13 protein-coding genes and 1 pseudogene are annotated in these 13,968 nt (G+C 39.9%); 3 read left to right on the forward strand and 11 right to left on the reverse strand.

The genetic code is table 11. The features are described from left to right. Nucleotides 1-170: 170 nt before the first annotated feature. The 7 genes and pseudogenes from FRX97_RS12320 to FRX97_RS01600 all read right to left on the reverse strand — a co-directional run bounded on the left by FRX97_RS12320 (nucleotide 171) and on the right by FRX97_RS01600 (nucleotide 5,495). Nucleotides 171-548 (reverse strand): lycopene cyclase domain-containing protein, encoded by a 378-nt coding sequence (locus FRX97_RS12320; RefSeq protein WP_223266542.1) that lies wholly within the window; start codon nucleotides 546-548, stop codon nucleotides 171-173. A gap of 42 nt (nucleotides 549-590) precedes the next feature. Further along, nucleotides 591-857, reverse strand: a pseudogene (locus FRX97_RS12465) (lycopene cyclase domain-containing protein); the annotation flags it as partial. A 4-nt stretch (nucleotides 858-861) separates the two neighbouring features. Then, nucleotides 862-1,320 carry a sterol desaturase family protein gene (locus FRX97_RS01580; protein WP_147012683.1) on the reverse strand — a complete coding sequence of 153 codons (459 nt, stop codon included), beginning with the start codon at nucleotides 1,318-1,320 and terminating at the stop codon, nucleotides 862-864. 17 nt (nucleotides 1,321-1,337) lie between these two features. Further along, a complete protein-coding gene (locus FRX97_RS01585; protein ID WP_147012685.1) occupies nucleotides 1,338-2,648 on the reverse strand; it encodes a cryptochrome/photolyase family protein in 1,311 nt (436 codons plus the stop codon). Then, nucleotides 2,641-3,174: an isopentenyl-diphosphate Delta-isomerase gene (gene idi, locus FRX97_RS01590; RefSeq protein ID WP_147012687.1), complete on the reverse strand. Its 534-nt coding sequence runs from the start codon at nucleotides 3,172-3,174 to the stop codon at nucleotides 2,641-2,643. Before idi ends, FRX97_RS01585 begins: the two co-directional genes overlap by 8 nt. Nucleotide 3,175: 1 nt before the next feature. Further along, nucleotides 3,176-4,012, reverse strand: a complete 837-nt coding sequence (locus FRX97_RS01595; RefSeq protein WP_147012689.1) for a phytoene/squalene synthase family protein — start codon at nucleotides 4,010-4,012, stop codon at nucleotides 3,176-3,178. Further along, nucleotides 3,993-5,495: a phytoene desaturase family protein gene (locus FRX97_RS01600; RefSeq protein ID WP_147012691.1), complete on the reverse strand. Its 1,503-nt coding sequence runs from the start codon at nucleotides 5,493-5,495 to the stop codon at nucleotides 3,993-3,995. The genes FRX97_RS01595 and FRX97_RS01600 overlap by 20 nt, the downstream gene beginning before the upstream one ends. A gap of 84 nt (nucleotides 5,496-5,579) precedes the next feature. Here FRX97_RS01600 and uvrC point away from each other — a divergent pair, with 84 nt between their 5' ends. Continuing rightward, nucleotides 5,580-7,373 carry an excinuclease ABC subunit UvrC gene (gene uvrC / locus FRX97_RS01605; RefSeq protein WP_147012693.1) on the forward strand — a complete coding sequence of 598 codons (1,794 nt, stop codon included), beginning with the start codon at nucleotides 5,580-5,582 and terminating at the stop codon, nucleotides 7,371-7,373. Nucleotides 7,374-7,446: 73 nt separating this feature from the next. On the opposite strand, the gene FRX97_RS01610 is transcribed toward uvrC, so the two are convergent. The 4 genes from FRX97_RS01610 to lysS all read right to left on the reverse strand — a co-directional run bounded on the left by FRX97_RS01610 (nucleotide 7,447) and on the right by lysS (nucleotide 12,109). After that, complete coding sequence (locus FRX97_RS01610) at nucleotides 7,447-9,243, reverse strand: M2 family metallopeptidase (RefSeq protein ID WP_147012695.1); 1,797 nt, start codon at nucleotides 9,241-9,243, stop codon at nucleotides 7,447-7,449. An 18-nt stretch (nucleotides 9,244-9,261) separates the two neighbouring features. Further along, on the reverse strand, nucleotides 9,262-9,477 hold the full coding sequence (locus tag FRX97_RS12240) for a hypothetical protein (RefSeq protein ID WP_170226982.1): 216 nt from the start codon (nucleotides 9,475-9,477) through the stop codon (nucleotides 9,262-9,264). 11 nt (nucleotides 9,478-9,488) lie between these two features. Continuing rightward, nucleotides 9,489-10,487 (reverse strand): NAD(P)H-dependent glycerol-3-phosphate dehydrogenase, encoded by a 999-nt coding sequence (locus FRX97_RS01615; RefSeq protein WP_147012697.1) that lies wholly within the window; start codon nucleotides 10,485-10,487, stop codon nucleotides 9,489-9,491. Nucleotides 10,488-10,594: 107 nt separating this feature from the next. Further along, on the reverse strand, nucleotides 10,595-12,109 hold the full coding sequence (gene lysS / locus FRX97_RS01620) for a lysine--tRNA ligase (protein WP_147012699.1): 1,515 nt from the start codon (nucleotides 12,107-12,109) through the stop codon (nucleotides 10,595-10,597). Nucleotides 12,110-12,233: 124 nt separating this feature from the next. Here lysS and FRX97_RS01625 point away from each other — a divergent pair, with 124 nt between their 5' ends. After that, nucleotides 12,234-13,214 (forward strand): bifunctional phosphoglucose/phosphomannose isomerase, encoded by a 981-nt coding sequence (locus FRX97_RS01625; RefSeq protein ID WP_147012701.1) that lies wholly within the window; start codon nucleotides 12,234-12,236, stop codon nucleotides 13,212-13,214. Then, on the forward strand, nucleotides 13,211-13,915 hold the full coding sequence (lipB, locus tag FRX97_RS01630; protein ID WP_394348721.1) for a lipoyl(octanoyl) transferase LipB: 705 nt from the start codon (nucleotides 13,211-13,213) through the stop codon (nucleotides 13,913-13,915). The genes FRX97_RS01625 and lipB overlap by 4 nt, the downstream gene beginning before the upstream one ends. The last annotated feature ends 53 nt before the right edge of the window (nucleotides 13,916-13,968 follow it).

Below are 13,968 nucleotides of genomic sequence, written 5' to 3' on the forward strand. Positions count from 1 at the left end.
CATAAACACCTGATCTACAGAAATATAAAAACAAAAAAAGGTGAGAAACCTTAATGTTTTCTCACCTTTCCTTTACCTGAAGTTAAACCTTAACTTTACCTGAAATCAAATTTAGTATAATAGAATAAGGCTCCAAACAAAAACTAACTACCGGTTAGAAATTTTCTAGTCTATTGTTGTTTTCCTGAATTGCGATCAAATAGAAAAACTATAAAGCCCTGGAGGCTAAGAGAATAAAAATGGTCGTCTAACGGAATGGTAAAAACTCGAATTCCTAAGTTTTCAAAATCATTATACCAAACCACCTGTTCCTGAATGAATGCACCAGTAAGCAAGCCATTAACAAGATAAAACGGAAGTAGGCAAAGCCCGTAGGACAATAGAAACCTTGGAAAACCATCCCAGCGATACGCATATTGTACGAGCAAAAAAAGCCCCGCACTTGTAAAGGCTGTTCCCGAGTATATTCTATCCCACGTTAATACACCTATAGCTAGGCAAACTATTCCCAAAACCAGACCTGTGCCATTCCATTTCTTGGAACGCAAATGGGTCCGTTTAAAATAACCCAAAGCGAAATATGTAAACGTGCAGGAAAATGGAATGCAAAAGAAAAACAATATTTCTTCTATCGGCAGATTCGCCAAATAATAACCCGAAAGATACGTGTCATTGAAGCCCCATACACCGATCTTAGTAAAATAGATATCCCAAAGGATAAAAATGATGGCAACTGGGGTACAAGCTTTAAAGAAAGTAATCCACTTTCGGGCAAACGGATATGCCGGAAAAAAGGATGCAACGAGGGGGATACTAATAGTTGCAATATTTATAAGGAGATAAGTGTAACTACCCACGCCTTTATTGAGATAGCGATTTTTTGGCCTCTTTGTAATATTTAAAGGGCACTATCAACATTCCAAAACACTCACCTTTTTCCTTTCCAAGATGTTTGTGATGCACCTTGTGCGCTTTTCTAATGGCCTTAAAATAGGGATGGTTTGACCTTCTCAACCATTTAAACCTTTGGTGTATAAAAATGTCGTGAACTAAGAAATAGCAGATTCCATAGAAAAGTATCCCCAAGCCAATAAAAAACCTGTAATCCCATTGGTTGTTAGCCCCAATAAACATGAGGATTGTTGAAGGAATAGCAAAGATTAAGAAGAAGGCATCGTTTTTCTCGAAAAAGCCGGGCTCCGTTTGATGGTGATCTTTGTGTAAAATCCACAAAAATCCATGCATCACAAATTTATGGGTAAACCAGGCCATAAATTCCATGAAAAAAAAGGTCGCTATAACTATTGCTGTCATCAACATAACTCCAAATTTCTTAATTATTCTCCACTCAAAGCCTTTTTATAAACTTCAATTGCCTTTTTTCTGGATTCTTTTATATCCACAATGGGTTTTTTCGGGTAGCTATCCTTTCCCATGTCTTTTACCCATTTTCTAATGTAAGTACCCCTTGGGTCGAACTTTTCTGCCTGGGTTAGGGGATTGAAAACTCTAAAATAGGGCGCTGCGTCGGTACCCGAACCGGCAGCCCACTGCCATCCCCCATTATTTGCTGCAAGGTCGAAGTCTAATAATTTCTCTGCAAAGTATGCCTCACCCCATCGCCAATCTATGAGCAAGTTTTTTGTCAGGAAGCTTGCTACTATCATTCTAACTCTGTTGTGCATATATCCAGTTTCGTTTAGCTCTCGCATACCTGCGTCTACTATCGGAACGCCAGTTTTACCCTCACACCAGGCTTTAAAATAATCTTCATTATTTGACCATGGTATCTGGTCGTATTGCGGACGAAAACTTCCGTTTACCACATGCGGAAAATGGTGAAGAATTTGCTGATAAAAATCTCTCCAGGCCAATTCACTTAAAAAGATTTCTGCACCTTCTTCTTGCGCCTGTTGTACCAGTTTCCGAATACTTATTGTTCCAAAGCGTAAATGCACAGATAATCTACTGGTGCCGGCTTTGGCTGGATAGTCCCTTATTTCCTCATAATGATTTAGTATATCACTACTAACCTCTTTGTTGGGCAAGGGTACATCCTGATTACTAAAGCCTAATGACTCTATGTTAGGCAACTTATATTCGACCTTCGCTAAGTGGTTTAACCTATCCGAAACATTAAAACTGTAGGCTCCATCCTTTTCAAGCCTTTCCTTCCATTTTCTAAAGTAGGGTGTGAAAACTGTGTAGGGCCTATTATCACTGCTTTTTAATATGTCGTCTTTAGCCCAAATCACTTGATCCTTTTCTGCTTGGAAAGCAATACCATTCTCGGCTAAGATTGCCTCTATTTTTTCGTCTCGGTTCTTGGCGTAAGGCTCGTAATCTTCATTTGTAAAAACCTTTTTTAGCTCTGGGAACTCGCTAAGCACCTTATTTTGAAAAACTTCCACAGGATCCCCATGGTAAACTTTTAAAGATGCTCCAGCCTTTTGGTAGGCTTTGTTCAGGTCTTCTATAAAATCGTATATCACCGAGACTCTTCGATCAGATTTTGGAAGTTCCTCCAGAATACAGCTGTCGAAAATAAAAATGGGTTGTACCTCTTGGAATTCTGTCAAGGCCTGAAACAATCCCGCATTATCATCAATTCTTAAGTCTCTTCTATGCCAAAAAATTGCATTAGCCATTGTGCTGCAAGGCTTTGTAATTCTCAATTACACGAGGTAAACAAATTAAAAACCAAGAAGTATAATCCTTGGGGTTTTCCGCAACCTCTTTTTCCAAATCCTCTACCCCGATATATTTCCAATCCATTGCCTCTTCTGGATTTAAAATTGGAGCTTCATTAAAGCTTCCGAAAAATACATGGTCGAACTCGTGTTCGCTTAAACCATTTTCGTAATCGCTTTTATAGGCAAACGAAAACTGGTGTTCTAGGTCGGCTTGTATGCCCATTTCCTCCATTAACCGTCGATTTGCTCCCTGAATAGGTGTTTCACCTGGTTTGGGATGAGAACAACAGGTATTCGTCCAAAGACCACCGCTATGGTACTTATGTTCGGCTCTTTGTTGCAGTAGCATCTCTCCTTTATCGTTAAAAAGGAAAACAGAAAAAGCGCGATGCAACATGCCCTTTTCATGGGCTTCCATTTTCTCCATTACTCCAATCTCTTCATCTTGAAGATTTACCAACACCACAAAATCCTTACTCACGCTAAATAATATTTAATTGATGTTTAACATAAGACGATACGAATAACGCATACTTATGCTGATTTGGGATGCGTATCCTAGTCTCAAGAATCTTGTTAAACGGGGTGCTTTTAATTTTCTTGAAAAGTCGATAGTAGTATATGTATGCCATATAAACTCCAAATCTTGCTTTTTTGGGAAGCTTAAGAATGCCCTCGTATCCATGCTTGAAGTCCTTTTCTATGTCCGCAAGAATATCTTTTACCGAAGTTTCCGATGGATTATTTAAATCCAACCCAGGGAAATAGGTTCTTCCAAGCATTTCAAAATCGTCGCCCAAATCTCTAAGGAAATTAATTTTCTGAAAAGCCGATCCTAGAGACATTGCGTTGCCCTTAAGCTTGGCATATTGCTCTTTATCTCCCTCCAAAAACACTTGCAGGCACATTAATCCCACTACCTCAGCCGAACCAAGGATGTACGTTTCGTATTCATCTTGTGTATAATCTCGCTTCTCTAAATCCATCTCCATAGAGTTAAAGAACGTTTCTATAAGGTCTCTATCTATGTCGTATTTATTTACAGCAAACTGAAAACTGTTAAGAATAGGATTTAGACTTATACCATCTTCAATAGCTCGATAGGTATCTGCTTTAAAATCTGCTAACAGCCTTTCTTTGTTGTAATCGTGAAAGGTATCTACGATTTCATCGGCAAAGCGAACCAGCCCATATACAGCGAAAATGGCATCTCTAATGTCCTTTCCTAAAAATCTAATTCCAAGCGAAAAGCTTGTACTGTACATGTTGGTAGTTAGCTTACTGGTACGCAAGCATACTTTATCGTAGAGCTGTTTCATATTCATTTAGCTTTTCGTTGACAATCCCCGCGATAATTTCCCCAGATATAAGGGAGGGAGGAACCCCCGGACCGGGCACAGATAATTGCCCACAATAGAACAGGTTATCCAGTTTTTTATTAATCATTTTTGGTTTTAGAATGGCGGTTTGCTTTAGGGTATTCGCCAATCCGTATGCATTACCTTTAAAGGCGTTGTAATCTTCCTTAAAGTCCTTTACCGCATAACTCTTAAATGCAGTTACGTGGTCTTTAATGTTAATCCCTGTGTGGGCTTCTAAGCGATTTACCAAAATATTAAAATAGGCCTCACGCATTGTTTCATCGTCACCCTGAAGACCGGGTGCCAAGGGTATTAAGAAAAACAAATTTTCACCCCCCTCAGGAGCTACAGCCTTATCTGTTTTGGAAGTAGCAGATAAATAAAACAGCGGATTTTCTGGCCATGCAGGATTATCATATATCTCCTTTGCATGCTGGTTAAACGGCGCATCGAAAAACAGATTATGATGCTGTAGGTCTGGAATTTCTCTATCCAATCCGACATAGAACAATAAAGACGAAGGCGCCATGGTTCTACTCTCCCAATATTCTTGGTTATAATTTCTAAATTTTGGTTGAAGCAAATTCTGCTCCACGTGGTGGTAATCAGCGGCAGCCACCACAGCATCTGCCTTGTGAACGAGGCCTCCTTCCAATGCTATTCCAACCGCCCTATTTTCCTCAACAACTATTTCTTTGACATTGGCTCCGGTAATAAATTTCACCCCCTGGCTTTCCGCAACAGAAACCATGGCTTCCACAATTTTGTGCATACCACCTTCTGGGTACCAAGTTCCTAGTGCTATATCTGCATAGTTCATCAGACTGTATAGCGCTGGAGTATTTTCTGGTTTTGCCCCCAAAAAAAGAACTGGAAATTCGAGTAACTCTATGATTTTGGGATGACTAAAATATTTGCGAACCAATTTGGAAAAGGAGGAAAACAGGTCCATTTTCAGTCCGTTTTTCACCACTTCCCAGCTTATAAATTCCATAACCGATAGACCTGGCTTGTATACCATGTCTGACATTCCGATTTGGTATTTTTTTTGGGCGTCTTCAAGAAAGTGTTTCAATTGTTTGGATGCCCCTTTTTCATATTGATCTAATAAGTTCCCTAGCTTCTCGGCACCTGCTGGAATATCCCAAAAGCTTTGATCCTCGAAGTAAACTCGATAGGAAGGGTCTAGTCGGATTAGGTTGTAGAAATCGGCAGGAGTTTTACCAAATGCTCGGAAAAAATGCTCAAAAACATCAGGCATCCAGTACCAACTTGGGCCCATGTCGAAGGTGAACCCGTTTAACTGCATTTTACGTGCTCTTCCTCCTAGCTGAGCATGTTTCTCGTAGACCTCAACATCATAACCAGCTTTTGCCAGAAAGCTTGCTGCCGATAAGCCCGAAAAACCCGCGCCAATTACTATTATCTTTTTTCTTTCCACTAGAGCAAAATATAGAAACTAAAAACCTTTAAATATGATTATTGTTTCCATCCCTAAGAATAATCATACGTTATTTTTGTCCTCATGGCTTTACTCAAAGAGAAAATAAAAACCCTTCCTCACAAACCTGGGGTGTACCAGTTCTTTAATCTGGAGGGCAAGATTATTTACGTTGGTAAAGCCAAGAATCTAAAAAAAAGAGTTTCCTCTTACTTCTCCAAAACACACCAGTATGGAAAAGTGGTTCGTCTTGTAAAGCAAGCGGTTGATGTACAGGTAGTAGTGGTTGATACGGAAATGGACGCATTACTGCTGGAAAACAACCTGATAAAAAAGTACCAACCCAAGTATAATGTAATGCTCAAGGACGATAAGTCCTACCCCTGGATTTGCATTAAAAACGAGAGGTTTCCCCGTGTTTTCTCCACCAGGAACCCAATTAAGGACGGCTCGCAATATTTCGGTCCCTACGCCTCGGTGCGATCAATGAAAACTGTTTTAGAAATCATTAGAGAAATTTTTAAAGTTCGCACTTGCAACTACAATTTAAGCGAGGAAAACATTGATAAGGGAAAGTTTAGGGTTTGTCTGGAATATCACATTGGTAACTGCTTTGGCCCTTGTGAAGGCAAACAATCGGAAGAGGAATACAACGAAAATCTCTCCGAGATAATTTCCTTGACAAAAGGAAACCTAAGTCAGGTTACCAAGGATATTAAAACCCGTATTCAAAAGCACGCAGAAAAATTAGAGTTCGAAATTGCTGCCTCTTTGAAGGAAAAGTTAGATCGTCTTGAAAAATATCAAGCGAAAAGCACAGTGGTTTCTCCAACCATCAATAATATTGACGTTTTCTCTATTGTAAGTGACAAAAACACGGGCTACATTAACTTTTTCAAAATAATGAGTGGCGCCATTGTGCAGAGTTTTACCCTAGAAATTAATAAACGTCTGGATGAAACAGATGCAGAGTTATTGGAGCTGGGAATTGTTGAGCTACGCGAAAAATTTAACTCCCAAAGCCGAGAAATAGTCGTTCCCTTCGAAATTGACTTTAAAGACCCCAATCTCAGCTTCACCATTCCCCAGCGTGGAGATAAAAAGAAACTTTTAGAGTTGAGCCAAAAGAACGCAAAGTTCTACATGATGGATAAGCATAAGCAGGAAAAAATCATCCACCCAGAAAAGCATGCGGAGCGCATTTTAAAGCAGTTAAAGGATGATTTAAGTCTTAAGGTGTTACCAAGGCATATAGAATGTTTCGACAACTCTAACCTGCAGGGAACCAACCCCGTTGCGGCATGTGTGGTATTTAAAAATGCTAAGCCCGCTAAAAGAGACTACAGACATTTCAATATAAAATCGGTAGAAGGGCCTAACGATTTTGCCTCTATGGAGGAGGCGGTCTACAGGAGGTATACAAGACTGTTGTCTGAAGGCGAGGATTTACCTCAACTGGTAGTAATTGACGGTGGAAAAGGCCAACTTTCCAGTGCAGTAACTGCGTTAGAACGGCTAGGGCTTCGAGGTAAAATTGCCATAATAGGAATTGCCAAAAGGCTGGAGGAAATTTATTTCCCTGGGGATTCCATACCCGTGTACATAGATAAAAAATCAGAGAGTTTAAAGGTGATTCAGTTCCTACGTAATGAGGCCCATAGGTTTGGAATTACCCACCACAGAAACCGCCGAAGTAAAGCTGCCTTACAAAACCAACTTACAGATATACCTGGGATAGGACTGGCAACTGCAAAAAAATTATACAATCAATTTGGTTCGGTATCGGGAATTAAAAAGGCATCTCTCGAAGAGCTTGAAAAACAATTACCTAAAAACCGAGCGAAGGTGATCTACGATTGGTTCAAAAACGAAAAATAATACGCTGGAAATAAAAAAGGTCGCCTACCCAATAGGAAAGCGACCTTCTTAATTAGTTTAGGGAATACCTCTTCTATATGCTCTCAGGAAGCGTATAATTGCGCCCTTGATTTTCCTTTTTAAGCCATTCCATTAGAGGTGCGAAATAGTTGAGCATAGCCTTTGCGTTTATTTCCTCGCCCGTGCTTTCTTTTAACACCTTATTCCAGTCTTCAGTGGCTCCCTTTTCCAATATTCCATTTAAAAACTCACCCGTTTCCTTGCTTCCAAAATAATCCGTTGCCGTAGGATCCTGATTTAAAATTTTGGTGGAAATATGGTTGTGCATTTGGAATAGTAAAACATATGAAAGTGCGTAATCATAGTATTGCGCCGCATCATTGTTAATATGCGTTTTGGTCGCTGCATCACAATACTCCTCTCCCCTGGCGTTTGGAGGAACAATTCCCTGGTATTTTTTTACCAAATTCCACCATACCGAATTAAATTCATTTTTAGGCAAACCATCAGCATATAATTGTTTCTCGAAATTGGACATAGTTCCAGCCGAAAAGGGTATAAACACCACATAGTTTAACGCCTCCTTTAGCAAAATGGCAATTTTATCTGCCTCGGCATTTTTATCAATTAGGCCCCTGCCCTTAAGGTATGGAGCCTGCATACTGGCCAATCCAATTAAACTACCAACGGCTTCGTGGTACGCACGATTTGCCCCTTCTCTTAACAATGGCGGTACCTTATCGTTACTGTAAGCCATAAAATAATATACATGGCCAAGCTCGTGATGTACTGTTTCCCACCAGGATGCATTGGGTTCTACACTCATTAAACTGCGCACATCATTTTGTAAATCCATATGCCACGCCGATGCATGAGTGTTCTTTTTAACTACAGAATCGTCTGGGAATGGATAAAGGCTGCTTTTTTCGTAGAATGATTTAGGAAGAGAAGGAAACCCTAAGGACTTATAAAATTCTTCCCCCGTTTTAACAATCCATTCTGGGTTTTTATCCTTTAAAGCCGCGTCTAGGTCAAGTCCCTCTACCTCAACCATGGCACTCCAGTCTTGACCCCATCTATTGGGTAACCAGTGAGCTGGTAACATATCGGGAACCTCGTTTACTCCATACTTTTTAGCAAGCTCATATCTTGCATAGGTGTGAAGTTCACGATACAAAGGCCACACATCTTGGATGAGTTGATCCATTGTACTCATCATATCAGCAGTGCTCAAATTATAATCACTCACCTGATAAGAAAAATAATCTGGATAATCTAAATCGCGTACCGTGGCGTTGCGAAGTTTGCGTAGATTTTCCAATCCATCTTTTAGCTCCTTTCCTACCTCTTTAGAAGCCTCCCAGGCCGCGAGACGCTCTTCCAAGTTATTACTGGAACCTAAAAGGTTATCCAACTTGTTGGGGCTAACGCTATCGCCCATAAGCATAAATTGATACCCAAAAAGTTTTGAATTTTGCTCGGTTTCCGCTGCAATTCTTTTTTTAACAATATCGGGGACAGTCTGGGGGTTATTAGCTGCCCGATACAATATTCCCTCCAATTGCTTTATCTGAATAGGATCTAATATTTCTTTGTGCTTTAGATAGTTTTTGGCTTTGGTAATAACCTCAACAGACCCGGTATACTTCGCCATTGCTTCAGAAGCCCTTCTGGCAATCACATCATTGGTTGTATCGCCGGGAATAATTTCTGTATTGGCCTCCCATTCTGCATTAGAACTCTCCTCATAATATTTAAGGTATTGTTCTGTGTATGCGTCGATAAACTCTTGAGCTTCGGTTTTAATTATTTGAGGGTTATTGCATCCAAAAACTAGGATGGCAATAAATACTGATGCTAACTTTTTCATGTCAGTTTAATTAAATGCCTACTTATTTTTTTTGTTTTCCAGCTCCTGTTCCAACTCCTTTATTCGCTGGTCTTTCCGACGGGAGTTTAAGATTATAAAAATTTCACCCACAGCTAGGGAAACCAAAATTACGCCCCACGAGTTTTCTCGGTGAGTTAAATTAATGTATGCCCCTGCCAAAACACCAATGGATGAAACAATTAAACCCGCATTAATCCATTGTTTAGAAATCATGTTTTTTGAATTTAGGTAAGCTTATCTGCCAAGATTCTCATCTCCACCACAGGAGATATTTTCTCGTAAATAATATTGTGTACGGCCTCTACAATGGGTAAATCCACCTGAAAGCGTTTGTTTATTTCCATCACACTTTTTACCGCATAGTACCCTTCTGCCACCATATTCATTTCCATCATGGCACTTTTTACGGTATACCCTCTACCTATCATGGTTCCAAAGGTTCGGTTTCTAGAAAATTGCGAATAGGCCGTTACCAAAAGATCCCCTAAATAGGCACTAGACTTTACATCCCTATGCACTGGGGAAACGGCATCAACAAAGCGCTCTATTTCTTGGATAGCGTTTGAAATTAATACCGCTTGAAAGTTATCGCCATACCTTAAGCCATGGCAAATTCCTGCAGCGATGGAGTAGACATTTTTTAGCACCGCCGAGAACTCCGTTCCAAAAAGGTCGTCTGAAATATTGGTCTTGATATACCTACAATTCAATTTTTCGGCTAATTCCGATGCGTAAGTTTCCGTCTGACAAGCAACCGTAAGATAACTGAGCTTTTCTAGGGCTACTTCTTCGGCATGACATGGCCCCGATATGATTCCAATTTGCTCGTAAGGAGTTCCAAATTGCTTGTGAAAAAATCGAGCTGGAATAGAGTGATATTCAGGAATTATTCCCTTTACTGCTGAGAAAATGGTTTTTTGGGCCAGTTGTGGAACATCTACATTTTCGAAAAGCTTGTATAAGAAGGCTGACGGAGTTGCTATAATTAGCACATCGTAATCCACTCCAAACTTGTTGAAGTCGGAAGAAATATCCAGCTTATCTACATCGAAGTTTACTGATGATAAATAATTGGGGTTGCGACCAAACTGCTTTATGTAGTCTACCGCTTCTTGGTTTCTCATCCACCAACCCACAGTATCTAGGTTGTTGCATAAGATCTTAACCAAGGCCGTAGCCCAACTACCCCCACCAATAACCGCTATTTTCTTTTCCTCCTCCATTGTGCTGCTAATATAGTAGGCAATTCTATTTTTTTAAACACCTAAGGCTATCAATGCCCTTTTGATACAGGTATTTAAACTAAAAAAGCCCCTTTCGGGGCTCCTGTTTATTTAGTTTCTGGTCTCATTTGCGGGAAGAATAACACTTCTTGTATGGAGCTGTTATTGGTAAGTAGCATTATAAAACGATCTATTCCAATTCCCATGCCCGAAGTTGGTGGCATTCCGTATTCTAATGCTCTAACAAAATCGTGATCGATAAACATGGCTTCCTCGTCACCTTTTTCAGAAAGCTCAAGCTGCTCTTTGAATCTTCCCAATTGATCAATTGGATCATTTAACTCGGAATATGCATTGGCGATTTCTTTACCATTTACAATCAGCTCGAAACGTTCGGTAAGCTCAGGATTATCTCTATGGCGCTTACATAGCGGGCTCATTTCCACGGGATAATCCATAATAAATGTAGGTTGGATCAAGTGGTGCTCGCATTTCTCACCAAAAATTTCATCAATCAATTTTCCTTTACCCATGCTGCTATCCACCTCAACTCCAAGGTCTTTTGCAACTTGCATAAGCTCTTCCTCATTCTTACCTGTAATATCTACGCCTGCATATTTCTTTATGGCATCGGTCATAGTTAAACGTTGGAAAGGCTTGCCAAAATCAATTTCATTATTTCCGATTTTTACAACCGTACTGTCTTTTACCGATGTAACCACATGTTGGATCATTTTCTCGGTAAAATCCATCATCCACAAGTAATCCTTGTAGGCAACATAAATTTCCATAACCGTAAACTCAGGGTTATGGGTTCTATCCATTCCTTCGTTTCTAAAGTCTTTTGCAAACTCGTAAACCCCATCAAAACCACCTACTATAAGTCGTTTTAGATAAAGTTCATTTGCAATACGCAGGTACAACGGAATATCCAGTGCATTATGATGGGTCACAAAAGGTCTGGCAGCAGCACCACCTGGTATCGGCTGAAGAATTGGAGTTTCAACCTCCAGGTAACCTTTTTCGTTAAAAAAGTTTCGCATGGCGTTTATTGCCTTGGTACGAACCTTAAAGGTCTCTTTAACCTTTGGATTAACTACTAAATCAACGTATCGTCTTCTGTATCTTAATTCGGGATCGGTAAAGGCGTCGTGAACATTACCATCAGCATCTGTTTTAGGCAGCGGTAATGGTTTTATAGATTTAGCTAAAACGGTTAATTCTGTAGCATGTACAGAGGTATGACCAGTTTTAGTTTTAAATACAAATCCTTTTATCCCAATGAAATCCCCAATATCAAGAAGCTTCTTAAATACCGTATTGTACAAGCTTTTATCTTCTTCAGGAGCTATATCATCTCTAGATATGTAAACCTGAATTCTTCCAGAAGCATCAAGAATTTCGGCAAAGCTGGCCTTCCCCATAATTCTGCGAGACATTAACCTACCGGCGATTACTACCTCCTTGTACCCTTCAGGATTATCGTCAAACCCCCTTAAGATATCGGTTGCATAATGTGTGGTTGAAAATTCAGCAGCTGGAAAAGGATCTATCCCTAATTTTCTCAATTCTACTAAGGCTTCCCTTCTTATGCTTTCTTGCTCGCTGATTTGCTGGGCCATGCTTAAAATTTTTCGCAAAGATATATATTGACCGCTAGCAATAAAGTTAAGGGAGGTCAAACTGATTAAAATCCACCCTTATAAAGGCATTTATTCTTTACTTTGGTCCAAATTTTAGTACCCCATGAAGGAATTAGTAGCAGATTTTTTTAATCACGTAGGAGAAGGGCTTAAAATAGCAGAAGGAATCAAATACACTGGGAGTAAGACCTTTAAAAACGTTGTGATTACCGGTTTAGGCGGATCTGGTATTGGGGGAAGAATTGTTTCTCAGTGGGTTGCGAATGAGTCGCAGGTACCCATTTATTCTAACAGCAACTACAGTCTTCCCAACTTTGTAGGGAAAGATACTTTAGTTGTTGCGTGCTCTTATAGCGGTAATACTGAGGAAACATTGGAGTCTGTTGATGAAGCCATTGCAAGAGGAGCCACTTTGTTCTGTATTTCTTCGGGTGGAAAACTAATAGATTTAGCCAAGGCAAAAAACATAGATTTTATTCAAATACCTGGAGGCTTACCTCCCAGAGCAGCTATCGGTTATAGCCTAACCCAGCTAACGGTTCTAATGAAACAAGTTGGGGTGGCACAATTCGCTCCGTTTAAAGAAATTTCATCTGCCTGCGAAATGTTGCAAGCGAACCTTGATGAAATTAAAGCAACTGCGAAGTCATGTGCTGAAAAAATCCACCACAAGCAGGTGGTTATTTATACCGAGGCCATGTACGAGGGCGTTGCAATTAGGCTGAGGCAACAGCTTAATGAGAATGCAAAAATTCTTTGCTGGCACCACGTTCTGCCAGAAATGAATCATAACGAGTTAGTTGGATGGGCTGGCGGCCATAAAGAAATCGCTGTCTTAAATCTTCGCAACGAAGACGAGCATAAAAGGACCAAAGAAAGATTTAAGATTTCTGGAGAAATAATGGGCCGTCATACGGACAATATTATCGATATAAACTCAAAAGGATCGAGCAGAGTGCAGCGCTCCTTGTACCACATTCACCTGGGAGATTGGATATCTGTTTACCTTGCAGAACTTAGAAAAGTTGATCCTATTGAAGTTAAAGTAATAGACTTTTTAAAAGGTACTCTGGCCAAGATATAATGCGCAACACTGTTTTTACCGATTTAGGAACAAAAGACTATAAGGAAACTTGGGATTATCAAACCGAGTTATTCGACGCCATTATTGCTGAAAAAGTTAAAAACAGAGACCTTTCAGAAGCCGAACAAATTCACCCCAATAATCATCTCATTTTTGTAGAGCATCCCCATGTTTATACACTTGGAAAAAGTGGTAAAAAGGAGCATCTTTTGTTGGATGATCAGGGGTTAAAAGAAAAGGGAGCTACTTACTATCATATCAATAGAGGTGGTGATATTACCTACCACGGACCGGGTCAAATTGTGGGTTATCCCATTTTGGACTTGGATCAGTTTTTTACCGATATCCATCGCTATTTACGAACCATTGAAGAGGCGGTAATCCTAACCCTTGCAGAATATGGAATAAAGGGTGGAAGAATAGACAAATACACTGGTGTTTGGATTGATGAGGAAGACCCCGCTAAGGCAAGAAAAATATGTGCTATTGGCGTAAAATGTTCGCGCTGGGTAACCATGCATGGCTTTGCCTTTAATGTAAATTCTAACCTCGATTACTTTAAAAACATAGTTCCTTGTGGCATCGATGATAAAGATGTTAGCTCGATGGAAAGAGAACTTGGAAGAAAATTGGATATGGAAGAGGTAAAAGAAAAACTCAAGGGGCATTTAACCCAGCTTTTTGAAATTAATTTCATTTAATAAGCAAGCTTTCTTTTAATAGCTTTACCCTAAAATTCGGTTTTGAATTCTAT

It is taken from the genome of Luteibaculum oceani (genome assembly GCF_007995015.1).
Taxonomy (GTDB): Bacteria; Bacteroidota; Bacteroidia; order Flavobacteriales_D; family Luteibaculaceae; genus Luteibaculum; species Luteibaculum oceani.

Bases quoted from the DNA above. Each gene is read 5' to 3' on its own strand.
- FRX97_RS01580 (WP_147012683.1), bottom strand. From the start codon at position 1,320: ATGTTGATGACAGCAATAGTTATAGCGACCTTTTTTTTCATGGAATTT.
- FRX97_RS01585 (WP_147012685.1), bottom strand. From the start codon at position 2,648: ATGGCTAATGCAATTTTTTGGCATAGAAGAGACTTAAGAATTGATGAT.
- FRX97_RS01595 (WP_147012689.1), bottom strand. From the start codon at position 4,012: ATGAAACAGCTCTACGATAAAGTATGCTTGCGTACCAGTAAGCTAACT.
- uvrC (WP_147012693.1), top strand. From the start codon at position 5,580: ATGGCTTTACTCAAAGAGAAAATAAAAACCCTTCCTCACAAACCTGGG.
- FRX97_RS01610 (WP_147012695.1), bottom strand. From the start codon at position 9,243: ATGAAAAAGTTAGCATCAGTATTTATTGCCATCCTAGTTTTTGGATGC.
- FRX97_RS12240 (WP_170226982.1), bottom strand. From the start codon at position 9,477: ATGATTTCTAAACAATGGATTAATGCGGGTTTAATTGTTTCATCCATT.
- FRX97_RS01615 (WP_147012697.1), bottom strand. From the start codon at position 10,487: ATGGAGGAGGAAAAGAAAATAGCGGTTATTGGTGGGGGTAGTTGGGCT.
- lysS (WP_147012699.1), bottom strand. From the start codon at position 12,109: ATGGCCCAGCAAATCAGCGAGCAAGAAAGCATAAGAAGGGAAGCCTTA.
- FRX97_RS01625 (WP_147012701.1), top strand. From the start codon at position 12,234: ATGAAGGAATTAGTAGCAGATTTTTTTAATCACGTAGGAGAAGGGCTT.